This window comes from Alkalibacterium pelagium (assembly GCF_900109325.1).
Lineage (GTDB): Bacteria > Bacillota > Bacilli > Lactobacillales > Carnobacteriaceae_A > Alkalibacterium > Alkalibacterium pelagium.
Window position 1 is genome coordinate 71,987 of record NZ_FNZU01000008.1, and the last position, 23,062, is coordinate 95,048.

Annotated in this window: 25 protein-coding genes; 23 read left to right on the forward strand and 2 right to left on the reverse strand. The window is 42.7% G+C overall.

The window, feature by feature from the left end; genetic code table 11:
- Positions 1-190: 190 nt before the first annotated feature.
- Together BMX79_RS07655 and BMX79_RS07660 are read left to right on the forward strand one after the other, a co-directional pair.
- On the forward strand, positions 191-799 hold the full coding sequence (locus tag BMX79_RS07655; RefSeq protein ID WP_091481103.1) for a superoxide dismutase: 609 nt from the start codon (positions 191-193) through the stop codon (positions 797-799).
- Positions 800-1,057: 258 nt separating this feature from the next.
- Positions 1,058-3,211 (forward strand): penicillin-binding transpeptidase domain-containing protein, encoded by a 2,154-nt coding sequence (locus tag BMX79_RS07660; RefSeq protein ID WP_091481106.1) that lies wholly within the window; start codon positions 1,058-1,060, stop codon positions 3,209-3,211.
- 224 nt (positions 3,212-3,435) lie between these two features.
- Here the strand turns inward: BMX79_RS07660 and rpmG are convergent, their stop codons facing one another.
- Positions 3,436-3,585, reverse strand: a complete 150-nt coding sequence (gene rpmG, locus BMX79_RS07665; RefSeq protein ID WP_091263938.1) for a 50S ribosomal protein L33 — start codon at positions 3,583-3,585, stop codon at positions 3,436-3,438.
- Positions 3,586-3,989: 404 nt separating this feature from the next.
- On the opposite strand from rpmG, the gene BMX79_RS07670 reads away from it, so the two are divergent.
- The 9 genes from BMX79_RS07670 to BMX79_RS07710 all read left to right on the forward strand — a co-directional run bounded on the left by BMX79_RS07670 (position 3,990) and on the right by BMX79_RS07710 (position 12,526).
- Positions 3,990-5,930, forward strand: a complete 1,941-nt coding sequence (locus tag BMX79_RS07670; RefSeq protein ID WP_246117656.1) for a BCCT family transporter — start codon at positions 3,990-3,992, stop codon at positions 5,928-5,930.
- A 160-nt stretch (positions 5,931-6,090) separates the two neighbouring features.
- Positions 6,091-6,450: a helix-turn-helix domain containing protein gene (locus tag BMX79_RS07675; RefSeq protein ID WP_091481108.1), complete on the forward strand. Its 360-nt coding sequence runs from the start codon at positions 6,091-6,093 to the stop codon at positions 6,448-6,450.
- Between the two features lie 18 nt (positions 6,451-6,468).
- Positions 6,469-7,038, forward strand: a complete 570-nt coding sequence (locus tag BMX79_RS07680; RefSeq protein WP_091481111.1) for a hypothetical protein — start codon at positions 6,469-6,471, stop codon at positions 7,036-7,038.
- Between the two features lie 61 nt (positions 7,039-7,099).
- A complete protein-coding gene (locus BMX79_RS07685; RefSeq protein ID WP_091481113.1) occupies positions 7,100-7,411 on the forward strand; it encodes a hypothetical protein in 312 nt (103 codons plus the stop codon).
- Between the two features lie 132 nt (positions 7,412-7,543).
- Positions 7,544-8,254, forward strand: coding sequence for a rhomboid family intramembrane serine protease (locus tag BMX79_RS07690; protein WP_246117657.1), 711 nt, complete (start codon positions 7,544-7,546; stop codon positions 8,252-8,254).
- Positions 8,255-8,272: 18 nt separating this feature from the next.
- The gene (locus BMX79_RS07695) at positions 8,273-9,259 is read left to right on the forward strand and encodes an ROK family glucokinase (RefSeq protein WP_091481115.1); all 987 of its coding nucleotides are present in this window, start codon (positions 8,273-8,275) and stop codon (positions 9,257-9,259) included.
- 57 nt (positions 9,260-9,316) lie between these two features.
- Positions 9,317-10,423 (forward strand): YqgU-like beta propeller domain-containing protein, encoded by a 1,107-nt coding sequence (locus tag BMX79_RS07700; RefSeq protein WP_091481118.1) that lies wholly within the window; start codon positions 9,317-9,319, stop codon positions 10,421-10,423.
- A 73-nt stretch (positions 10,424-10,496) separates the two neighbouring features.
- Positions 10,497-10,901, forward strand: a complete 405-nt coding sequence (locus BMX79_RS07705; RefSeq protein WP_091481120.1) for a rhodanese-like domain-containing protein — start codon at positions 10,497-10,499, stop codon at positions 10,899-10,901.
- A 140-nt stretch (positions 10,902-11,041) separates the two neighbouring features.
- Entirely contained in the window at positions 11,042-12,526 is a 1,485-nt protein-coding gene (locus BMX79_RS07710) for an MDR family MFS transporter (RefSeq protein ID WP_091481123.1), read from the forward strand.
- Positions 12,527-12,588: 62 nt separating this feature from the next.
- Here BMX79_RS07710 and BMX79_RS07715 read toward each other — a convergent pair whose 3' ends face one another.
- Entirely contained in the window at positions 12,589-13,398 is an 810-nt protein-coding gene (locus BMX79_RS07715) for a pyruvate, water dikinase regulatory protein (protein WP_091481125.1), read from the reverse strand.
- Between the two features lie 136 nt (positions 13,399-13,534).
- Between BMX79_RS07715 and BMX79_RS07720 the strand changes: the two genes are divergently transcribed.
- The 12 genes from BMX79_RS07720 (at position 13,535) to glyS (ending at position 23,059) form a co-directional block, all read left to right on the forward strand.
- Entirely contained in the window at positions 13,535-13,957 is a 423-nt protein-coding gene (locus tag BMX79_RS07720) for a Fur family transcriptional regulator (RefSeq protein WP_091481128.1), read from the forward strand.
- Between the two features lie 227 nt (positions 13,958-14,184).
- Entirely contained in the window at positions 14,185-14,358 is a 174-nt protein-coding gene (gene rpsU / locus BMX79_RS07725) for a 30S ribosomal protein S21 (protein WP_091263960.1), read from the forward strand.
- 49 nt (positions 14,359-14,407) lie between these two features.
- The gene (locus BMX79_RS07730; protein ID WP_091481131.1) at positions 14,408-14,854 is read left to right on the forward strand and encodes a GatB/YqeY domain-containing protein; all 447 of its coding nucleotides are present in this window, start codon (positions 14,408-14,410) and stop codon (positions 14,852-14,854) included.
- A gap of 429 nt (positions 14,855-15,283) precedes the next feature.
- Positions 15,284-16,276 (forward strand): PhoH family protein, encoded by a 993-nt coding sequence (locus BMX79_RS07735; protein ID WP_091481133.1) that lies wholly within the window; start codon positions 15,284-15,286, stop codon positions 16,274-16,276.
- Positions 16,254-16,727 (forward strand): rRNA maturation RNase YbeY, encoded by a 474-nt coding sequence (gene ybeY / locus BMX79_RS07740; RefSeq protein WP_091481136.1) that lies wholly within the window; start codon positions 16,254-16,256, stop codon positions 16,725-16,727. The genes BMX79_RS07735 and ybeY overlap by 23 nt, the downstream gene beginning before the upstream one ends.
- Positions 16,711-17,109 carry a diacylglycerol kinase family protein gene (locus BMX79_RS07745; RefSeq protein WP_091481139.1) on the forward strand — a complete coding sequence of 133 codons (399 nt, stop codon included), beginning with the start codon at positions 16,711-16,713 and terminating at the stop codon, positions 17,107-17,109. Before ybeY ends, BMX79_RS07745 begins: the two co-directional genes overlap by 17 nt.
- Positions 17,110-17,122: 13 nt before the next feature.
- The gene (locus BMX79_RS07750; RefSeq protein ID WP_091481141.1) at positions 17,123-17,527 is read left to right on the forward strand and encodes a cytidine deaminase; all 405 of its coding nucleotides are present in this window, start codon (positions 17,123-17,125) and stop codon (positions 17,525-17,527) included.
- Between the two features lie 5 nt (positions 17,528-17,532).
- Entirely contained in the window at positions 17,533-18,438 is a 906-nt protein-coding gene (era, locus tag BMX79_RS07755; RefSeq protein WP_091481233.1) for a GTPase Era, read from the forward strand.
- A gap of 25 nt (positions 18,439-18,463) precedes the next feature.
- Positions 18,464-19,240, forward strand: a complete 777-nt coding sequence (gene recO, locus BMX79_RS07760; protein ID WP_091481144.1) for a DNA repair protein RecO — start codon at positions 18,464-18,466, stop codon at positions 19,238-19,240.
- Complete coding sequence (locus tag BMX79_RS07765; protein WP_091481146.1) at positions 19,241-19,741, forward strand: hypothetical protein; 501 nt, start codon at positions 19,241-19,243, stop codon at positions 19,739-19,741. It begins immediately after the preceding gene.
- 303 nt (positions 19,742-20,044) lie between these two features.
- Positions 20,045-20,974: a glycine--tRNA ligase subunit alpha gene (glyQ, locus tag BMX79_RS07770; RefSeq protein WP_091481149.1), complete on the forward strand. Its 930-nt coding sequence runs from the start codon at positions 20,045-20,047 to the stop codon at positions 20,972-20,974.
- Complete coding sequence (gene glyS, locus BMX79_RS07775; RefSeq protein WP_091481151.1) at positions 20,975-23,059, forward strand: glycine--tRNA ligase subunit beta; 2,085 nt, start codon at positions 20,975-20,977, stop codon at positions 23,057-23,059. It abuts the gene before it with no gap.
- The last annotated feature ends 3 nt before the right edge of the window (positions 23,060-23,062 follow it).

Genomic DNA, 23,062 nt, shown 5'->3' on the forward strand with positions numbered 1-23,062 from the left:
GTTGCCGGCTGGAAAAAAGCAATCAGACTTTTGGCTGACTCTCATTGTTCAACTAATTTCTCTCATGATTTATTGGTTTGATAGGGACTAAAGGGGAGACTTACTAAAATAAAGTATTTTTATTTGCTAAAATAATCATAAGTGATAAAATGGAGATGTACGATAATTTGTATTGGGAGGAATGTTAACTATGACGTACACTTTACCAGATTTACCTTATGATTATGATGCTTTGGAGCCACACATCGATAAAGACACGATGCACTTTCATCATGACAAACACCACGCGGCATATGTAACTAAAACGAATGCAGCACTGGAAAATCACCCTGAGCTTGCTGAATTAAGTATTGTAGACTTAATGAAAAAACTGGATTCTGTTCCAGAAGATATCAGAACTGCAGTAAGAAATAATGGTGGCGGACATGCCAACCACTCGCTTTTCTGGGAAATTTTATCTCCAAATGGTGGAGGAGAACCAGAAGGTGAACTAGCTGACGCAATCAAAGATGCATTTGGCGGTTTCGGTGAATTCAAAGAAAAATTCAATCAGACAGCTGCTGGCCGTTTCGGTTCAGGCTGGGCTTGGTTAGTTGTTTCTGACGGAAAACTGGAAGTTATGGACACATTGAACCAGGACTCACCTTACTCTGAAGGAAAAACGCCTATCTTAGGACTTGACGTCTGGGAACACGCGTATTACCTGAACTATCAAAACAAGCGTCCTGACTACATCCAGGCATTCTGGAACGTCGTCAACTGGGATGAAGTAGCTAAACGCTTTAACGAAGCTAAATAAATTTCATTCGAACGAACTGGTCGCCTTCTATGAGGGTGGCCAGTTTTTTTTAATAAAGAACAAATTTTGAATGTAAAATGAAAATTTACATTTTCTGCCTTAAATTCTTTCGTGGTGTGTGGCTTTTAAATGGCTGTTTTGGTAAACTAGTACGAGGTTAATAGATTGCTTTACGTAATTTTAAACGTTTATAGAAACAGGTCTATTAAACTATTCCTAAATTATATAAAATTACAATACATTACAGGAGGGAATTGAGTGAAAACACCAGCTCAAAAAAGAAGAGATAAGAAAAAGTCCCATATCCCTTTCCGATTGAATTTACTCTTTTTTATTGTATTTTTGCTTTTCTCTAGTTTGATACTTAGATTAGGTTACTTACAGATTATTAGAGCAGATGAATATCAGGCAGAAGTTGAACGGACCGAACGAACCACGATTACAGGCAGCGTCCCGCGTGGTGAAATATTTGATGCAAACTTAAGACGACTGGTCGGTAATGAGGCAAGACATACCATTACCTATACAAGAGGGCGTAATGTTCCGGCTAGCCAGATGGCTGAAGTAGCTTATGATTTGGCTGACTATATCTCCATCCCATCCGTTCCTTTCTATGCCGTCGATTCAGGGTCCGATCTAAGCAGACGTGATCTCCAGGATTACTTTATCGCTGTTAACCAGGACGTCATTCGTGAAAGAATGTCAGATGAAGAAATGACAATGGATGGGACGGATGCCTATCAGGTTATGCTCGATCATGTAGATGACGCAGAACTGGAAGAACTGACGGAGCGTGAGCTTGAAGCGGCGGCTATATTCAAGAAAATGAATGCGGCCTATGCATTAAGTACAGTCAACGTAAAGAACGAAGATGTCACACAGGAAGAAATTGCTCGTATCAGCGAAAACTTGGATAATCTGCCGGGTGTGGGAACTGGAACTGACTGGGTCAGACTATATCCTGAAGAAGACATGCTGAGCAGTATTTTAGGGACCGTATCGAGTGAAGATAGAGGAGTACCTGAGGATCGTTTGAGAACATATCTGGCTCAAGGCTACTCTAGAAATGATCGTGTCGGTTTAAGTCAGATCGAACGCCAATACGAATCCGTTCTTAGAGGGTCTAAATCCCGTTTGGATACAGAAACGAACAGTCGCGGCGATATTATCAATCAGATTGAACAGTATTCAGGTGAAAAGGGAGACAATCTGATTCTAACCATCGATATCGGTTTTCAGGAACAGGTTGAACAGATTGCGACCGACTCTCTGGCTCAACGACAAGGACTTAACAACAGTATATACATCGTAGCAATGGATCCGAGAAATGGAGATGTTCTGGCTCTTACCGGGAAAGAAATACGAGACGGTGAAGTTAGAGATAACGCACTAGGTACTATAAACAGTAACTTCAGTATGGGATCATCTGTCAAAGGTGCGACTATTCTGGCGAGTTCCATGGAAGGCGTCCTTGACAGCAGTAATAACACGATCGTTGATACACCTATTCGCATTAGAGGAAGTAATCCTATACGTTCAGTATTCAACCGTGACTCGGGCAGGATACCTATGAATGACATTACTGCTCTGGAACGCTCATCCAACGTTTACATGGCGAGACTAGCAATGCGTATGGGCGGTGTTTATGACTATACACCTGGTGAAGGGCTGCCTATGAATGGAGGAGAAGTCCTAGAAACTCAGCGCAAGTACTTTAATCAATTTGGACTAGGCGTACCAACAGGTATTGACCTGCCTTCTGAATCTACAGGTTACCAAGGACCAGGTACGTCTGCGGGGGAAGCGTTGTTCTTCTCGTTTGGTCAGTATGATACCTATACACCTATGCAGCTTGCTCAGTATGTTTCAACCATTGCCAACGGTGGGACACGTCTTGCGCCTCGACTAGTTTCAGAAATAAGAGACACTGATTCTTCAAATGGACGAGTCGGAGCTTTGAAGACTGAAATAGAACCGAAAATATTGAACCATGTTGATGCAAGTGAAGAAGCAATGAGCAGGGTCCAGCAGGGATTCTATCAGGCCGTACACGGCAGTCAGGGAACAGCCCGAACGATTTTCGCGGGCACACCTTATGAAGTTGCTGGTAAAACCGGTACAGCCGAGACTTTTTACTGGGATGATGATTTAGGAAGAAATACTGAATCAGTGACTAATCTGACTTTTGTCGGCTATGCGCCATACGATAATCCAGAAATTGCTGTAGCAGTCGTTGTACCGAATTTACCGAACCAGAATCGTACGAACCAGGAAAACCAGCGTGCAGCGAGAAGAGTATTTGATGCTTACTTCGGTGCAGGTGAATTTGAAGGATCAGGTTCAGATGATGAGGTAGAAGATATCAGAGATCTGGAAGACACTGCAGAAGAGATACAAGGTGAAGATGATTAAATTCTGTGCGTCTGTTCTTCCACCGATATTATATAAATAAACAGAATACGCCAGCTTCTTTTCCTATGAATTCACAAGGGAAAGCAGCTGGCGTATTTTTTATTATATCTTTTCAAGGGGGGGACGCATGTACCTCTTGAAGGCAGACTATTGGTATGTGAAGCATGATGGAGCAAAAAAAAGAAAGCCTGTATGATCAGACTTCCCTTTAATAAAGTTAAAACTTATTTAGTTTCGCGGTGCAATGTAACTTTGCGTTCGCGTGGGCAATATTTTTTAACTTCCAAACGTTCTGTGTTATTACGTTTATTTTTAGATGTTAGGTAGTTGCGTTCTTTGCAGTCTGTACATTCTAATGTAACGTTTACTCGCATGATTGTCCCTCCCAATAATACTGTTTTGAAGGCTATCAAACATGATAGGTGTCTAGCCATTCGCCTTGACTAGAATACCACGATTAAGAAAAAAATGCCACTCTTTTTTGTTAACTTCCCTATTCAGAGCTTAAAATCAGTCAAATTTTGGAAAACAATAAGCAATTCGACTTTTATTTCACTTTCTGTTTTAACAGAATATCTCTTGTTATAATTAAATAAATAAGAATTGCTCTTGATAAGATGAAAGATATCAGCTGACATGGTAGGATAGAAGAAATATAAGAACATCTGCATACTTTTTAAAGCGGAAATGAAAGTGTGGTAGTGTCATGAAGTAAGTGCTGCCATTCGTTTGAGAGTATAACTTTAAGAATGAGATAATATAAGGAGTGGGGAGTACAGTGGATAAGAAGAATCGACAAGGTAAAAAGGAAAAGAAGAAAAAACAGGAAAGACAGGAGAGTGAGTTTGACCGGCGGCTGGAATCAGAACGACAGCTTGCTAAAAAACTGAGAAAAGAAGAAGTCAGTGCACGCAAAGAGGCTATAAAAAATAGAGAACCATTTAAAGGGCTTCAAATCAAACCGACAGTTTCTCTCTTTGATGAAGAAGGAAGAGAAGAAGTAGGCGAAAGAAACTGGGAAGGGTACGGCTTTGATATTCATCCGGAAGTGACGATTACTTCCTCTATAATTCTTGTGATATTTATTGCAGTCACCTTGCTGTTACCAGAGCAGGCTCAGCTGTTTTTTGAAAATACACTCGATGTCATTTCCAATACAACTGGATGGTTTGTGATTTTTGCAGCAAATATTTTTATTATAGCTGCTCTTTACTTTGCTTTTGGCCGTTATGGTTCTATAGTTATTGGTGGAAAAAAAGCAAAGCCTGAATTTTCACGTTTTGCCTGGTATGCCATGCTATTAAGTGCGGGGATGGGAATTGGTCTTCTATTCTGGAGTGTAGCCGAACCGATCACACACTTAGGCTCACCATCGCCGATGTTTGGAGGGATCGATCCGAACTCACCGGCAGCTGCTCAATCAGCTATGGCATCGACCTTCTTCCATTGGGGGATTCATCCCTGGGCTATATATGCCATTGTTGGACTAGGTCTAGCCTTCTTTTCATACAATAAAGGACTGCCCCTGACGATCCGATCGCTTTTTTATCCATTGATCGGGAACAAGATATACGGTCTTTGGGGGAATATCATTGACATTTTGTCAGTTCTTGCAACGCTCATGGGTCTGGCAACTTCGTTAGGCCTAGGAGTTGCTCAAGTCAACGCCGGATTAAATCATCTCTTCGGCATCAGCATCAGCACCACTATGCAGGTCATCCTGATAGCTGTCATTACCGGATTTGCAACCATATCCGTTGTGATGGGGCTGGACGGCGGAGTTAAACGTCTAAGTGAGATTAACATGGTTCTGGCCGGTGTTTTCCTGCTGTTCGTCCTGTTAGCCGGGCCGACTGTCTATATCATGAGTGGGTTCACTCAGAATTTAGGCTTCTACATGTCCAATTTTGTAGAAATGAGTTTATGGACTGAAACCTTCCGGGATACGAACTGGCAGGGCGCCTGGACTGTCTTTTACTGGGCCTGGTGGATTTCCTGGTCACCATTTGTCGGGATGTTTATTGCACGGGTTTCTAAAGGGAGAACCGTCAAAGAATTCATCGTCGGGGTTATCATTATTCCGACAGCTATCAGTTTCCTGTGGATGAGTGTATTTGGAGGCACAGCCATATTCCAGCAGCTGAATGGCATCAGTGATCTGACGAGCGTAGTCAACATAGATGAATCACTGGCACTGTTCGCTCTGGTGGAAAACCTACCGTTCTCAGCAATTCTATCCTTTGTTGGAATAGTGCTCGTAGTTGTATTTTTCGTTACATCTTCGGATTCTGGATCTCTGGTCGTTGATCACCTGACTTCTGGAGGGAAGCTGGACTCACCTGTCCCTCAACGAATATTCTGGGCAGTAATGGAAGGTGTCGTAGCAGCAACTCTGCTCGTAGGTGGAGGACTCGATGCGCTTCAGACGGCATCAGTCATTACCGGTCTTCCATTTACAATCATTCTCCTGGTGATGATTTATTCACTTTATCTCGGTCTGAGACAGGAGTTCCTGATCGAACGTGCGGTCAAGCAGAAGCTGCAGAAGGTAACCGATGACCATATTATTACTGAGGTCATTCAGTCAAGGGTTCAAGATGCGGCTCTTGTTGATGCGGTCACTGAAAAACTGGTTGAAGAAAGAAACAGAAGAGATGACCAGCCAAAAATTATAGAGGAACTATCTGAAGAAGAAGCTGATAATGAAATAGATCAATAAGTCATGAATAAAAAAAGACAGGTGTCAGTTTAACTGATATCTGTCTTTTTCGCTGCTCTCATTTCTTTGTTAAGAGATTGAAAATTTTACTGTCTTTCTTAAAATGAATAAATATGATACTATTTTATAGGTCAACTACTAATGTAAGGGAGGGAAAACCATGGAAATGTGGATGATAGCCGGCTTACTCCTGATTCTTTCTATCGCATTATTCATCTATTCACTAATAAAAAAAGAAGAGAAAGATGCAGCGTATAGAGAGCTTGAGAGTTTCTCACTGGCAGTCACTAAAACAGTTTACGACTTGAATCAGAGGATACATACTTTAGAAGCCCAGTTGAATGTGGATATAGAAGATGAGGAAAAGTCTGCACAAATGACTCGTCTGATGAAAGACAATACCATTACATTGTTTACTAAAGGGGTAGCGACTCGAGAAATAGCCAGACAGCTTGATCTGTCTCAAAATTCAGTTCAGGAAGTCATCAACGATTACATTACGGAAGGCATAAATGCCTGATGTAACAGGAGGGACACCATGTCAAAGAAGAATATTAGAATGCTCGCGACAGGTTTTCTCTTTTCTGCTGTACTGCTGCTCGTGCTTCAGTTTGCCGGACAAGGACAATCGGTCAGCAGCAGCAGCGAAGATGTCGAAGAGCTTAAGAATGAAGTGCGCTACTTGGAAGAGGTAGCGACATCACTTGAACTTGAAAACGAACGGCTTGTAGCTGAGCTGGAAGAGCTCAGCAGCTCATCGGATGATCAAACCGAAGGCGCAGAGGATCTTGAGAATGAAGAAGCAGATACTGAGGAATCAGAAGCAGTCGAGGAAGACGCTGAATCAGATCAGATAGATGAAGATGCCGATTTAGAAGAAGAGGCTGAAGAAGAGCCAGCTGTTACAGAATATACAGTCGTCATCCGTGAAGGTGAGCCAAGCAGCGTGATTGCTTCACAGCTTCAAGCCCACGGATTAATTGAAGACGTTCATGCATTTAACAAACATCTGGAGGACAACAATCTGTTCAGGCGTATTCGTCCAGGTCAGTACACCGTCCGATCTGATATGAATAGAGACCAGCTGGTTGAAGCCGTCATTCGTTAGATTTTGTATCTTATTATCTTTGAGGTAAAATTAACCTATCAAAGATAAAGGAGAGAATTACATGTCTGAAACAGCAGTTATTTATATGTCGAACGGAAAAACGTATACAATAAACAATTCTCCAGGGACTATAGCTAGTCAACTGGACAACAGCTCTGCCGATTCTGATCTGCTCAAAGCCTTTAAACTGGTTAACGGTAAAAAAGTCTTTATTAATCCTGACCACGTGGTCGCTGTGGAAACAAGCGAACTGAGTAATATGGATACCTCCAGTCAGGATGAATTAACTGATGAACAGGATCAGGACCGTAAAGACGCGAACTTGAAAGCAGTTAAAGAGTTCAAGGATGATATCGACGGAAATATGGAATAAATTCACAAGTTAAGAGGAACAGCCGGTGCAGATAATGGCGGGTGTGACTCTTAACTTTTTTTGTCTGATTCAAATTGGTACATACAAAGGAATGTGCTATACTAAACATAAAGATTTAAGGGAGCTAAAAATGTGAATTACCAGACAAAAATGAAACTAAGACGATGGAATAGAAAACCATTCATTGCATACGCTCTATTAGGCATAACTGGCTTCATGTATATTGTTCAGGAAGTCCTGGGAGGGAGTACTAATCCCAGAGTTCTTGTCTTACTTGGGGCAAAAGTAAATGAACTGATCGTACTGGGAGACTGGTACAGGCTCATCACACCAATGTTTCTTCATATTGGTATCACTCATCTCCTGTTCAATGCACTAATTATTTATTTTTTGGGTATCCAGCTTGAAAATATATTTGGACACTGGCGGTTCTTTCTCTTGTATTTATTCAGTGCAATCGCAGGAAATGCGGCAAGTTTCGCCTTTAATCAGAATATTTCCGCAGGTGCCAGTACAGCACTGTTCGGTCTCTTCGGCTCAACGCTGGTATTAGGAAAGCTTTTTCCATCAAATCCACAGATCGGAGCTATGGCAAAGAATTTTTCTCTTCTGATTGTTTTGAATCTGCTCTTCGGCATGTTCAGTCCCAATATTGATATGGCCGGTCATGTGGGTGGACTCCTGGGAGGCTATCTGCTGGCTTATGCATTGTCCGCTCCAAGAGCATGGGAGAAAAATAAACAGAGGCAGCTTGTTTACACTCTGATATATGTTGGCGTAGTTGCTTTGCTCATCTTTATCGGCTATTCCCGTTTAATTCCCATAACTCAACTATTCAATTAATTTTAAGGAGGAAGCAGTTTGGAAGATAAGAAAATCATAGGAATCGATCTGGGAGGAACATCAGTTAAATTTGCAGTTGTTTCTACTGAAGGGTCACTTCTCAATCAGTGGTCCATTCCTACAGACATATCAGATCACGGCAGTCATATAACACCGTCGATCATTGAATCATTGCTTTCATTCATGAACGATCATGGGTACACATCTAAAGATTTCATCGGTATTGGCATGGGTTCTCCTGGAACAGTTGATCGTCAGGCAGGAACAGTTGTAGGGGCATACAACTTGAATTGGGATCAGGTACAACCAATCAGAGAACAGATCGAGACGGCCACAGGTATCCCATTTTTCATTGACAACGACGCAAATGTCGCAGCTCTTGGCGAGCAGTGGATCGGAGCCGGACACAACGAACCTAACGTTGTCTTTGTAACTCTAGGTACAGGAGTAGGCGGCGGTGTAATCATGAATAACCAGCTTCTTCATGGAGCAAAAGGTGCTGCCGGGGAAATAGGACACATGACTGTTGACCGCAAAGGATATGCCTGTACGTGTGGAAAACTCGGCTGTCTTGAAACAGTAGCCAGTGCGACAGGTGTAGTCAGAGTGGCTAATGATAGAATAGAAACCTATCCTGAAGAGTCTCTGCTGAAGGATCAGATTAAAGCTGGCAATTCAGTTGATACTAAGCGCATCATGGATGCAGCCAAGGAGGGCGACGCATATGCCATCTCCGTTGTAGATGAAATTAGTGATTACTTAGGATTGGCGTGCGGGAACATAGCAAATCTTCTGAATCCTTCGACCATCGTTATCGGTGGAGGTGTGTCTAAGGCAGGAGAATTTCTCGCAGATAAAATTAGAGAACGCTTCAAGCTTTACGCGTTCCCAACTATTCGTGAAGACACACATATAAGAATTGCAGAATTAGGCAATGACGCAGGTGTCATAGGAGCCAGTTCGCTGGTCTTAAATGAATCTGTTTATAAGCATATAAGTGAATAATGTTCACGTAATGTGGTAAAATGGTTGTAACATAAACCACACAATGAGGTGAGCAGCATGTCAGACAAAAAGGTATATTCTTCAGCCTTATGGGTCTTTTTAACATGCTGTTCACTTTTTTTATTTGGATGTGGGTCTTCTTCAGACGGGAGTGTCAACGGCAGCAGCGATACAGAAGAAATTGCTCACCCCATGGAACTTGACCCCGAACAGTTTCAGAAGAACATAGGCTGGCTGGATAATGAAACACTTCTTATCCACAAAGGCTCCAATGACAGCCATCAATTTACCTCTTATAACATCTTCACTGGAGATTTTGAAGATATTTACGAAGAAAATGCGTATATCCTAAGTGCGGAAATAAGTCACTCAAGAGATCAGATTCTCTTTCAGGAAGTATCTGATGAAGGCATATCATTAAATGTGATGGACCTTTCCGGTGATATTCTTCACTCGACGGCTCTTCACTACAGCGGCTACGTCACCCTAGACTGGAATGCGGTTGATCCGGATCTTATTTTCATCTCCCATTATGATTATGACAGTGCAGAAGAAGTGGAAACTATACTTGTCCAAGTCTGGAATACTGAAGAAGAGACTTTAACCCAGAAGCCAATAGCCTCGCTTTATCCGACATGGTACTCATCCAATGTGTATGTGTATGTTGACGAACTCGAAGGTCGGGATCTCTATATCGGTGATCTGAGGGAGGAAAACGGCGACATGGTGATCAGTCGGGATGTCCGTGACTTCTTTCTTCACCAGGACACATTCATAGGTATCGTTCCTTCCGACATTAACGAACATCAAGTTTATCTCTTTCATGAATACCCCTTCCTCGTCGGGGACAATGTGATTGCAGTGCCCAAAGTATCTATGAATGATCAGCCTGTCAAACCACACTTAACGCAGTCTAATCGAAATGGAAAGATTCTGGCTGTTCTACCTGATGAACCAGTGATTCTAGAAGAAGAATTAGGCACGTACACGCTCTCTCAGCTGGATTTTGAAAGTGAAACAGTTGAGGAAATTATTGCATTGCCATATGATGCACCGATTTGTCTTTCACCAGATGAGAACCACGTTTTGTACGGCTGGCGGTACGAATACCTTATCGAACTGGACACAGGGGATATGCATTCGCTGATTGACATTTCTTCCTGAAAATACACACTAGAATTTTCCCTGAAATTGCGGTAAACTAGTATGTGATTAGTGTAGAGAAAGGGAGTTATTTTTGGATAATTGGACAATTGTAACAATCATATTATGGATCGGAATCATTGCCTGGGGAATCTGGGAACTGATTCAATATTTCAGAAGAAAAAATGCTGCGACAGCGCTGGAGAATGACGAATTCAAGCAGAACATGCGGAAAGCACAGATCGTCGATGTACGAGGAAAAGACGATTTTGATGCCGGTCATATTCTCGGTGCACGAAACATACCTTACATGCAGATGAAGCAGCGTGCTGGTGAGCTGCGCAAAGATCAGCCCATCTATCTGTATGATGACAAAAAAACAATGAGCTACCGAGCTGCTCTGCTTCTTAAAAAACAAGGATACAATGATCTTTATGTTTTGAAAGATGGCTATGAGAAATGGGACGGTAAAATCAAACGCAAAAAACCGATCAACTGATAAACCAGGAGATTGGACTTGCACTCACTTGGTCAAAGTGATACATTTTAATATGACAAATCAAGGAAATCACTCAGGATTTCCTTTTTTTATAAGCAGAATTACAGGTGACACTGTGTCACAAAACAAAGGAGCAGACCGTGGATATTAGACGAACCAAATGGGGAAGAAAAGCTGTCTTTCTCATTACAAAACAGCTGGACAGGCGCGACAATAACGAAGTACCTTACTGGATGGTGTATACAGCACTGTTTGCCGGATCTCTGATGGTCATAATGAATCAGACGGCGATAAAGACTGCTCTTCCGACTATGATAAATGATCTGAATGTGTCTCCGTCGATCGGTCAATGGACCGTTTCTGGATACACATTGGTCAAAGGGATCATGGTGCCGATCACTGCTTTCGCCATGAACAAGTTCAGATCAAGGAACCTTTTCGTGTTAATGATGATCATCTTCGGCGCTGGGTCATTTATAGCCGGACTTGGCATTAACTTTGCAGTTGTGCTCTTTGGTACTATCCTGCAGGGAGTCGGTGCTGGAATGGTCATTCCTCTTATGCAGACGATCATTCTTACTGTATCACCGCCTGAAAAACGGGGGAGTGCCCTGGGACTGATGGGAGTAGTTTTAGGACTAGGTCCCACACTAGGTCCTGCTTTAGGTGGATGGATCGTTGATACCTTATCATGGCACTATATTTTTTATGGCCTATTTATTGGGTCGGCAGCAGTCATTCCTATTGCGATTCTCACTCTGACAGATGTTCTGCCTATGAGTGACCCAAGAATAGACTGGGTATCGATCAGGCATTCCCTGATCGGATTCGGCGTCCTGCTCTTTGGACTGTCGATCTTGGGCTCTCAAGGATTTGATTCAATCGTAGCCTGGGTATCGGTAGTCATCGGAAGTCTTTTCATTTATTTGTTTATCAGACGAAACCTTCACAGTCCCGAACCGATGCTGAATGTTTCCTTGTTTAAAAACAGAACCTTCAGCCTGGCAGTGATCATCACAATGCTGGGACTGATGGTCATTACGGGTATTTCCAATGTCATGCCAATGTACATCCAGACTGTTTTAGGACGATCGGCTACTCTGTCTGGCCTGATTCTTCTGCCTGGAGGAATGTTCAAAGCCTTCATTTCGCCAGTAACGGGAAGAATATATGACAAGTACGGGGTCGCTAAAATCGCCCCCCTTGGTGGTCTGGCTTTGTTTGCCGGGACAGCTCTTTTAGTATTCGTCGGCCAGGATACCTCGATCTGGTATATCGTAGCTGTATATTTACTATTATCGATTGGGTTTGGAGTATTCAATATTCCGGTTACAACGGCTGGAATGAACGCACTCCCAGATGACCAGATGGGGCACGGAACTTCTGCCAGGCAGACTGTGAGGCAGATTGGCTCGAGTTTTGCCATTACACTTGTCTTTGCATCAATGTCCATTGTTTCAGCCTTTGCTAATTCACCAACGCTGGAAGCAGCCGAAGCTGGAGGAGCTAAGCCTGACTTGACGATCGAAGGAATCAGAGGCGGGTTCGGAATGGTTGCAGTCCTTGCTCTGGCAGCGTTTATTCTTACATTCTTCCTGAGAGAAAAAACAGTCAGACAAAAATAAAAAGAACGTCGACACATCAGATTATCCAAATGAGATAATCGATACGTGTTGACGTTCTTTACTTATTTCTGAAGTGAATTGACAATAATTGCAGCTGTTTCTTCAATCGACTTGCTGGCAACATTAATAATCTGGCAGTTAAGCTTCTTATATAATTCTTCAGCATATTTAATTTCTTTTCGAATACGATTTTTATCTGAATACGGTGTATCCGGCTGCATGCCATATGAAATCATGCGTTCTCTTCGGATATTGGACAGCATCTCTTCATCATTAGTCAGGCCGACGATTTTATTTGAATCGACCTGCCATATTTCTTTCGGCAAAGTTGACTCAGGAAGGAGTGGTAAGTTGGCCACTTTATAATTCTGATTTGCCAGAAAAATGCTGAGCGGTGTTTTGGATGTTCTAGAAATTCCCAAAATGACAATATCAGCCTCAAGAAAACCTTTGGGATCTTTCCCGTCATCATACTTGACTGCAAATTCCAGTGCACCAATCCGGTCAAAATATTTTTCATCAAGTTTATGCTTGGCACCAGGTTTATGTGTCGGCAAGGCGTTAGATCGCAAAGTCAATTCATTGATCAGAGGATTGATCACGTCGAAACAGGTCAGGTCATTTTCAAGACAAAAGTCTTCTATAATATCGACCAGTTCAGGGTTTACAAATGTATGCAGGACGATAGCATCAAGTTCTTTCGCACTTTCGAGAATGGTATTCAGCTGATCTTCCTGTCTGATAAAAGGGAAGTTCTTAAGATCGAACGCTACTTCCGGAAACTGGGCCCGTGCCGCATAGTAGATGTTACTGGCTGTGCCTCCAACAGAATCAGATAGAACAAACACAGTTGCAGCGGATTTTTCATTCATTATAATCAGTCCTTCCGAGCAGTTTATATATTCAGTATAAAGCATTCGTTCATAAAATTGTACCAAAATTGTTCCTTGAATAATTCGGTTTTTTCGATATACTGAAATATAGAAATTAGAAAAGGAAGCGATTCTGTTGACAGCCTTTGAACAAGCCGTTAGAACACTTAAACGGAATGGTTACAAGACGACAGGAAAAAGACAGCGCATACTGGAAATTTTATACAATAAGAAAAAGTATATGTCTGCAAAAGAAGTCCAGGATCACTTGAAAGAAATGTTCCCGGGCATAAGTCCTGACACTATTTACCGCAACCTGCATACATTTGTAGAGCTATCCGTTGTTGAAGAGACTGAATTGAACGGAGAAAAACTTTTCCGCTCCAGCTGTGATGTACATGGACATCATCACCATTTTATCTGTACCGAATGCGGGCAGACACGTGAACTTGAATTATGTCCAATGGATATGTTTCAGGGTCAGCTGCCAGGCTGTGAAGTTACCTCACATCGGTTCGAACTATTTGGAAAATGTGCAGACTGCTGTCTAGCCGTCTGATTATTAGAGCATAATAAGTGAGAGTGTTTACATTTTGTCCATATTTAATTTTGGGCATAGTGTTGACGCTCTCTCTTTATTTGTATATAATGATTAATGAATTGTTATTATGCCAACGTGCATATTCAACAGTTACATCATTTATTGATAGGGAAGACCAATTGTGACTAATATTATTTTGCAAAGCAATGGGAACGCCCTGAACGTACGAGGGGAGGGGAACAACGTTGACTAAAACAGATATCAAAAAAGGTGAAAGTCTTGATGATGCTCTTCGTCGTTTCAAACGTTCCGTATCTAAAACGGGTACATTGAAAGAAGCCCGTAAACGTGAGTACTATGAAAAGCCTAGTGTTAAACGTAAAAAGAAATCTGAGGAAGCACGCAAGCGTAAATTCTAATAGGGCACCTTTACTATTAAAGTTTATATCTCATATAGAAGGTGATTAGATGGCTCGTCTTGATGAATTGAATCAAGAGATGAAAATCGCGATGAAAGCAAAAGATAAAGAAAAGTTATCTACAATTCGTATGTTAAAATCTGCCTTACAGACCGAACAGATCAACAAGGGAGAAGAATTGACCGAAGAAGACGAATTGACCGTTCTTTCTCGTGAGAAAAAACAGCGTGTCGAATCTTTGAATGAGTTTAAAGCAGCCGGTCGTGATGACCTTGTTCTAAAACTCGAAAGAGAAATTGAAATCGTCGATGACTACTTACCAGCTCAGTTGAGTGAAGAAGAGGTCCGTGAAATCGTACAGGATACGGTTGAACAGACTGGCGCATCCTCAATGAAAGACATGGGTAAAGTCATGGGTGCTTTGATGCCTAAAGTAAAAGGAAAAGCTGACGGCAACCTTGTCAGCTCAATCGTCAAAGAAGAACTGAATAAATAATAGAAGAACCGCAGCTGCAGAGACATCTCGTCTCCAGTCAGTTGCGGTCTTTTTATTGCAGAGAATTGTATGCACAGGTTCGTGGTCACACCTCAATATGATGATGGAAATGAACTTATATGGATTTATCGTCGGAGTTTTAGCTTAAGAGCAGCACCTCAACTCGGACTGGAATCCTGTCTGAGTTCCGCTGCAATAGCGATAGCGCCTTAACTCAAGTAGAAATCTCGACTAAGTTCCGGTGCAATTCATTTAGAATCTCATCAGCTCTCAAATCCCGTCAATACAAAACCTCTGAAAAAAACCATTAACCAGATCCATCAAGAGGCCCCTTATATTGCAACACTTTTCACCAACTTTATAGAGATTTTAATCTTTTTATGCTATGATTTAATGGAATACCGTTAATAAGAAGGAGATGTCAACTGGTTGACTGAATCAATCGAAAAAAGACGTATAGAAATTGAGGATTCTGAAAGATTATTTACACTTTTCGGTCCTCAGAATAGTCATTTAAATTTAATTGAAGAAGAACTGGACGTTTCAATCAATAGCCGAGGAACTCAAATGGACGTTCAAGGTACCCCTGAAGCAATCAGTCAGGTAGAAGAGCTGTTTGAACAGCTTCTGACTCTCGATGATAAAGGGATCAAAGTAAAAAAATCGGATATTGTATCAGCCATACGAATGGCTAAACAAGGTAAACTGTCTCAGTTCGTCAGAATGTACGAAGAAGAGATCACTAGAGATAAAGACGGGAAAGCGATCCGAGTGAAAAATGTCGGGCAGCGCGATTATGTTGAGTCGATCAAGAAGAACGATATCGTCTTTGGAATCGGTCCAGCAGGGACAGGGAAAACCTTCATAGCCGTTGCTAAGGCGGTGGAAGCTATGAGAAAAGGGGATGTGAAACGCATCATCATTACTCGTCCAGCCGTTGAAGCTGGAGAGAACCTTGGGTTTCTGCCTGGTGACCTCAAGGAGAAAGTCGATCCGTACCTGAGGCCTTTATATGATGCTTTGTATACCATTTTCGGTACGGAACATACAAATCGTCTGATCGAAAGAGAAACTATCGAGGTTGCACCTCTGGCGTACATGAGAGGCCGTACGCTGGACGATGCCTTCATTATTTTAGACGAGGCACAGAACACGACCGTGCAGCAGATGAAAATGTTCCTGACGCGGTTAGGGTTCAATTCAAAGATGGTCATTAACGGAGATATCACACAAGTCGATCTGCCGAGACGGACGACAAGTGGTCTTATCCATGCTGAACGCGTACTGACTGGAGTTAAAGGAATTGGACATATCAAATTTGAAGCTGAAGATGTCATCAGACATCCACTGGTCGCAAAAGTAATCAGGGCTTACGACAATGAAACGGATAGGGAAGATTATGGAAACGATAATTTACGATGAAACAGATAAAATTACAGAAGATATGACTGGATGGATCGAGGATCTGCTGAATGTAGCTGCAAAGAAATTGTCTGTAGAGAAGAATGCAGAAGTATCGATCACAGTAGTATCAAATGAAAAGATCAGAGAGATCAATAGAGAATACCGCGATAAAGATAAAGTGACTGATGTCATCAGTTTTGCGATCGAAGATGATGAAGACGATGTGCTTAAAGAGTTCGATATGGAAGGCATCACAATCCCAAGAGATTTGGGTGATATATTCATATCTTACGACAAAGCGGTCGAGCAGGCTGAAGAATACGGTCATTCTGTAGAAAGAGAACTTGGTTTCCTCATGGTCCATGGTTTTCTTCACCTTAATGGGTACGACCACATGACAGACGAAGATGAAAAGAGAATGTTTGCACTACAAGAGGAGATTTTGAAGGAATATGGTCTTAAAAGATAAGGAAGAACAAATCCCCCAGAAAAACAGGACCTATCGTGAATCGTTCAAGTTTGCTTTTATGGGTATCCGGACAGCCTTTCACGAAGAAAGAAATATGCGTGTGCATGTTCTGTCCGGTGTCGCCGTGCTGCTTATCGGACTGGTTCTGCCTATGACCAGAGCTGAATGGCTGTGGCTAATTCTAGTGTCTTATCTTGTTTTTGTAATGGAACTTATTAATACAGTGGTTGAAAATGTGGTAGATCTGGTAACTGAAGAGTTCCACCCCATAGCCAAAAAAGTTAAGGACATGGCTGCTGCAGTCGTACTGGTGACTGCCACTTTTGCAGCATTGGTCGGTGCAATTATACTGCTGCCAAAAATTTTACAAATACTGATGTAAAGAGGCGAACACAATGGATGAACAAAGAAAACAAACGCTAATTAAAGAAGCAACAGATATGCTTGATAAAGCATATGTCCCATATTCAAAATTTCCGGTAGGGGCAGCACTGTCTACTAAAGACGGACAGATTTTTACCGGCTGTAATATTGAAAATGCGTCTTATCCTTTAACGAACTGTGCAGAGCGCACGGCCATGTTTAAAGCAGTGTCTGAGGGACAGACATCATTTGACTACTTAGTCGTTACAGGAAACACTGAAGGACCTATCTCGCCGTGTGGCGCGTGCAGACAGGTGCTCGTTGAATTCTGTGAGCCGGATATGCCGGTTCTACTGACTAATAAAAAAGGAAAAGTGAAGGAGACAACAGTTGAAGAACTGCTTCCCGGAGCTTTTCAATCGGGGGATATGGTGTGACTAATATAAACGAAGAACAGTTTAAATCTGGTTTCGTCTCAATAGTGGGACGACCTAATGTAGGGAAATCGACACTCTTGAACCGGATAGTCGGACAGAAAATTGCCATTATGAGTGACAAAGCACAGACGACTCGAAACAAGGTACAGGGAATCCTGACAACTAAATCAGATCAGATCGTCTTTATCGACACACCGGGTATACACAAGCCTAAACACCGTCTGGGTGATTTCATGGTGAAAACTGCTATGAGTACGTTCAATGAAGTGGATGTAGTCTTATTTTTAGTGAATGTAACTGAAAAAAGAGGGCCAGGGGACAACTTTATCATCGATAAGCTCAAAACTGTCGAAAGTCCGGTCTTTCTTGTACTGAATAAAATCGATCAGATTCATCCGGATGAGCTGCTTCCAATCATTGAAGATTACAACAGTCAGATGACTTTTGCAGAAATCGTGCCTATATCAGCTATTGAAGGGAACAATGTTGACCGTCTGATGGAAACAATCAGAGCCTATATTCCTGAAGGCCCGCAGTTTTATCCCGAAGATCAGGTCAGTGATCACCCGGAATACTTTATTGTTTCTGAACTGATTCGAGAAAAAGTGCTTGAAAGAACGAGAGAAGAAGTCCCACATTCTATTGCCGTCGTAGTTGAGAGCATGCAGAGGGAAGATGACGAAAAAGTTGTGGTGAACGCAACGATCATCGTAGAGAGAAAATCCCAGAAAGGGATCATCATCGGCAAACAGGGTAAAATGCTTAAAGATATCGGTATGAATGCCCGAAAAGACATCGAACGTCTGCTGGGTGACAAAATCTATCTTGATCTGTGGGTCAAGGTTCAGAATGACTGGCGTGACAAGCAGCAGCACCTGAATGACTACGGCTATAACAGAGATCAGTACTAATTAAAGTGATTAAGAAGGTGACCGAGTGTCTCAGTTAGAAGAAGTTGAAGGGCTGGTCCTGTCTGTCAGGAAGCACAGAGAACGGGATTATCTGGTTAAACTGTTTACTGACCGATACGGAAAACTGATGTTTTTTGTGCGAGGGACAAAGAATCCTAACTTTAAACTGCGCTCGGCTATTCAGCCTTTTGCGAGAGCAAGTTTTATTGCAGATATCAGAAGCGAAGGGCTGAGTTTTATTCGAGATGCAAAAAATGTGCAGTCCTACACCTCTGTTCAGACGGATATTTTCAAGACTGCCTATGCGACCTATATTGCTCAGCTAACCGATGCTGCACTGGAAGACCGGAAGTCAGACCCTCAATTGTTTGACCAGCTTCTGACAGGTATGGATAGGCTTGAAGAGGATTTTGATCCTGAGATCATTATGAATATTTTTGAAGTCCGTTTTCTGAGGTATTTCGGGGTCATGCCTGAATTTAGAGGATGTGTCTTCTGCGGTCTGACTGAAGGACCGTTTGACTACTCAAGCAGACACCACGGGCTGCTGTGTCCAAAACATTTTCATGAAGATGAACGGCGCCTGCATGCGTCTCCAAAGGCAATCCATTTTATCCGTCTGTTTTCTGTTGTGTCTTTTGACAAAATCAATACTATATCATTAAAGCAGGACACAAAAACTGAGATTCAGAGAGTAATCGATATTCTCTATGACGAACTGGTCGGTTTGAATCTTAAGAGCAAACGGTTTATCAAAAAGATGCATCAGTGGGAAAATCTGCTTAAACGTGAGGAAGATTAAATGAACGAATGGATCGGGCGAACAGCTATTATTATTCTGGCCTGGGCCGGAATCCTTTATCAGCTGATTCAGATTAGACGTATCACTTTACCCCATCGACTGGCAGGGCTGCTTGGAAAAAGGGCTCTGCAGATCGTCGCTGTAGGCGTGATCGGTGGAATTGTTTATATCCTGAATCTGTCCATGATCGATGCAGGAGTCGTTTTGTCTGCAAGTCTGTTTGTCTACTTGTCGCAGTTCAATAAGGGCTTTACAAAGTCTGGTGTCATTCCGCCGGCAGTTGGGACGGCTGTGCGGAGTGTGTTCAGTAGAGAATTCCATTTTGCCGCTACTGATGACTGGTTGGTCGTCGAACAGAATCGACTGCTGAAAGTCCGTTTTACTTCGACTGAAGGTCGTGAAGTCGTGCATTATCTCTCGTTTGATCCTGAAAAGAAAGATGAGATACTCCATTTACTTGCTGAACATAAACTTAATGTCAAGATAGCAAAAGAGAATTAAAATACACTTTGGAATAAGAATTGGTTTGACAATTTTAAAAGTTATTGTAAGATAGAATAATAAGTGAAGCACGTTGATAGAAGGAGTAACGAGACTAGTCTTTAATAGCGACCATGGGGCGGTGTGAGCCATGGAAGACGGTCTGGTGAAAGGCATCTGGAGTGCAATGATATAAAGTGCTGACTCGTTTTACGGGTCAGAAATAGGGTGGAACCGCGAGAAGACTCGTCCCTATACTGATGGCTGTCTGTCAGTATAGAGCCGAGTTTTTTTATATGCATCACTAAAAAGGAGAGTCATATTATGGAAAAAACTAAAACATTTCAGGATATCATCCTGACTCTGCAGCAGTTCTGGTCAGACCAGGGCTGTATGCTCATGCAGGCATACGATACTGAAAAAGGAGCAGGAACGATGAGTCCATATACCTTTCTCAGAGCAATTGGGCCGGAGCCGTGGAATGCGGCTTATGTGGAACCCTCACGTCGCCCGGCAGATGGCCGTTACGGCGAAAACCCGAACCGACTGTACCAGCATCATCAGTTTCAAGTAGTCATGAAGCCTTCGCCCGAAAACATTCAGGAGCTGTATCTGGACAGTCTGAGAGCCCTTGGGATCGATCCACTGAAACATGATATTCGCTTCGTTGAAGATAACTGGGAAAACCCGTCTCTAGGCTGTGCCGGTCTTGGCTGGGAAGTCTGGCTGGATGGCATGGAAGTGACGCAGTTTACGTACTTCCAGCAGGTCGGCGGTCTTGAAGTTGATGCGGTCACAAGTGAACTGACATACGGGCTTGAACGTCTGGCCTCATACATTCAGGATGTTGAGAATGTCTACGATATCGAATGGGCACCTGGAGTAAAATACGGAGAAATATTCAAGCAGCCGGAATACGAACATTCTGCTTATTCCTTCGATCACAGTGACGCTGCCTTTCTCTTTTCACAGTTCTCAGCTTTCGAGAAGGAAGCACTCAAGCAAATTGAAAACAACCTGGCTCATCCGGCATATGATTATGTATTGAAATGCAGTCACGCATTTAACTTACTGGATGCCAGAGGGGCTGTGTCCGCAACTGACCGCCCGGATTATTTGAAACGTATCCGCCATATGGCTAGACTCATCGCAAAGTCTTTCCTGCAGGAACGGGCAAAACTGTCATTCCCTCTTATCGGAGAATCAGAGGCAGGAAAATGGATAGAAAAATATGGCGAAAAGGAGGACAAGTAAATGACTCATACCTTATTACTTGAAATCGGACTGGAAGATATGCCGGCGAAAGTCATCGTTCCGGCTACTGAACAGCTTAAAGACAAAGTAAGTACTCATTTTAGAGACCATGATATGCCGTTTGATACCATCCAAGTATTCAGTACACCGAGACGTCTGGCAGTTAAAGTTGAGGGTCTGGCTGAAGGACAGAAGGATAAAACAGAATCTGTTAAAGGTCCGGCTAAACGCATCGCTCAAGATGAGGAAGGCAACTGGACTAAAGCCGCAATTGGTTTTACACGTGGTCAGCAGGCCTCCGTTGACGACATTACTTTTCAGACGATCAAAGACGAAGAGTATGTCTTTGTAGAAAAACACATAAAAGGCTTGTCTGCAGAAGAAGTCATACAGAAGCTGGATAGCTTATTACCGTCACTGTCGTTCCCGGTATCGATGAAGTGGGGCACGCACAGTTACCGTTACATCCGTCCAGTCCATTGGCTGACAGTTCTATTAGATGAGAAAGTTGTCGATATGACCTTGTTTGATGTATCCTCAGGTAGAGAGACTAGAGGCCACCGCTTCCTGGGACAGGCTGTTACATTGAATCATGCGAATGATTACCAGGCCAGCTTGAAGGAAGAGCACGTGCTCGTTGACCGTAATGAGCGTCAGGCGCTGATAATCAGTCAGATTCGGGCTTTATGTATCCAAAATAACTGGAAAGATCCACTGGATAATAAGGAACTACTTGAAGAGGTAACAGACCTTGTCGAGTATCCAACTGCTTTTTACGGGTCGTTCAGCGAGGATTATCTCTCTGTACCTGAAAATGTTCTGGAAACGGCAATGGCTGATCATCAGCGTTATTTCCCAGTCAGACAGGATGATGATAAGTCTGAGTTTCTCCCTTATTTCATTGCGGTGAGAAACGGAAATGAAGAGCATATCGAGCAGGTCAGAAAAGGAAATGAAAAAGTGCTGAGTGCACGTCTGGCAGATGCTTCTTTCTTTTATGATGAAGACAAGAAGCTGTCAATTGATGACTTTGTCAGTAAACTGTCGACTGTGTCTTTCCATGAAAAATTAGGTACACTTTACGACAAGCAAGAGCGTCTGACCGCTATTGCTCATCTGCTGGCTCCTTATTTCGACATGACTGATGAACAGGTCGGTCTGATCGAACGTGCAGGTATGATAGCCAAGTTCGACCTGGTCACGCAGACAGTCAACGAATTCACTTCTCTTCAAGGTGAAATTGCAGGCATATTTGCTGCCGAAAGAGGCGAAGACAGACAAGTTGCCGATGCGCTTTCTGAGCAGTATCTACCTAAAAGTACAGATGGCAGACTGCCTGAAACGAAACTTGGTGCGCTCCTTTCTGCAAGTGATAAGCTGGACTCTCTGCTGTCATTTTTCTCTGTCGATATGATTCCGTCCGGTTCTAATGACCCATTTGCTTTAAGAAGACAGGCCATGGGAATTGTGAGAATCTTCAAGGCGTTCAACGTGTCTGTTCAGCTGGACGAGCTGATTAATGCAATTGCTGAAACAGTTATCTCTGTAGAGACTAAAGCTGCCTATATGCAGAATACACCTGTTGTGATTGACTTCATTAAAGACCGAGTGGACCAGTTGCTGTCCAGTGAAGAAGGTCTGAGCGACGATTATGATGTCCGTAAAGCGGTACTGGAATCTGATCAGACGGATATCCTTGCTCTCATTGATCATGCTGGTGCATTGGCCGATCAGAAAGCGAAGGCAGGCTTTAAAGCAACGGTCGAATCACTGACTCGTGTATCCAATCTGGCTGGAAAAGCTGGTGATGAAGCTTCGTTATCAACTGATCTCTTCGATACTCAGAGTGAGAAGACGCTCTATGAAGCACTACTGAAAGCTGAAGAGCTTCTAGCTGATGATTTGAGTGCAGATCAGCAGTGGCAGGTTTTTGCTGAAATACATCCAGTCATCGATGCTTTCTTTGATCACACGATGGTGATGGCAGAAGACCCGGCTGTTCGAAACAATCGTCTGGCTCTGCTTAAGAGGATCGATGATCTCTCAAGTGGGTTTGCCCGCTTTGACAGACTGGTCATTAAATAATAC

What these genes read in the sequence shown, in the direction of transcription:
- BMX79_RS07730 (WP_091481131.1), top strand. Translation starts at nt 14,408, where the DNA reads ATGGCTCGTCTTGATGAATTGAATCAAGAGATGAAAATCGCGATGAAA.
- ybeY (WP_091481136.1), top strand. Translation starts at nt 16,254, where the DNA reads ATGGAAACGATAATTTACGATGAAACAGATAAAATTACAGAAGATATG.
- BMX79_RS07715 (WP_091481125.1), bottom strand. Translation starts at nt 13,398, where the DNA reads ATGAATGAAAAATCCGCTGCAACTGTGTTTGTTCTATCTGATTCTGTT.
- BMX79_RS07765 (WP_091481146.1), top strand. Translation starts at nt 19,241, where the DNA reads ATGAACGAATGGATCGGGCGAACAGCTATTATTATTCTGGCCTGGGCC.
- BMX79_RS07680 (WP_091481111.1), top strand. Translation starts at nt 6,469, where the DNA reads ATGTCAAAGAAGAATATTAGAATGCTCGCGACAGGTTTTCTCTTTTCT.
- BMX79_RS07655 (WP_091481103.1), top strand. Translation starts at nt 191, where the DNA reads ATGACGTACACTTTACCAGATTTACCTTATGATTATGATGCTTTGGAG.
- rpmG (WP_091263938.1), bottom strand. Translation starts at nt 3,585, where the DNA reads ATGCGAGTAAACGTTACATTAGAATGTACAGACTGCAAAGAACGCAAC.
- BMX79_RS07685 (WP_091481113.1), top strand. Translation starts at nt 7,100, where the DNA reads ATGTCTGAAACAGCAGTTATTTATATGTCGAACGGAAAAACGTATACA.
- glyQ (WP_091481149.1), top strand. Translation starts at nt 20,045, where the DNA reads ATGGAAAAAACTAAAACATTTCAGGATATCATCCTGACTCTGCAGCAG.
- BMX79_RS07675 (WP_091481108.1), top strand. Translation starts at nt 6,091, where the DNA reads ATGGAAATGTGGATGATAGCCGGCTTACTCCTGATTCTTTCTATCGCA.
- BMX79_RS07700 (WP_091481118.1), top strand. Translation starts at nt 9,317, where the DNA reads ATGTCAGACAAAAAGGTATATTCTTCAGCCTTATGGGTCTTTTTAACA.
- BMX79_RS07745 (WP_091481139.1), top strand. Translation starts at nt 16,711, where the DNA reads ATGGTCTTAAAAGATAAGGAAGAACAAATCCCCCAGAAAAACAGGACC.
- glyS (WP_091481151.1), top strand. Translation starts at nt 20,975, where the DNA reads ATGACTCATACCTTATTACTTGAAATCGGACTGGAAGATATGCCGGCG.
- BMX79_RS07750 (WP_091481141.1), top strand. Translation starts at nt 17,123, where the DNA reads ATGGATGAACAAAGAAAACAAACGCTAATTAAAGAAGCAACAGATATG.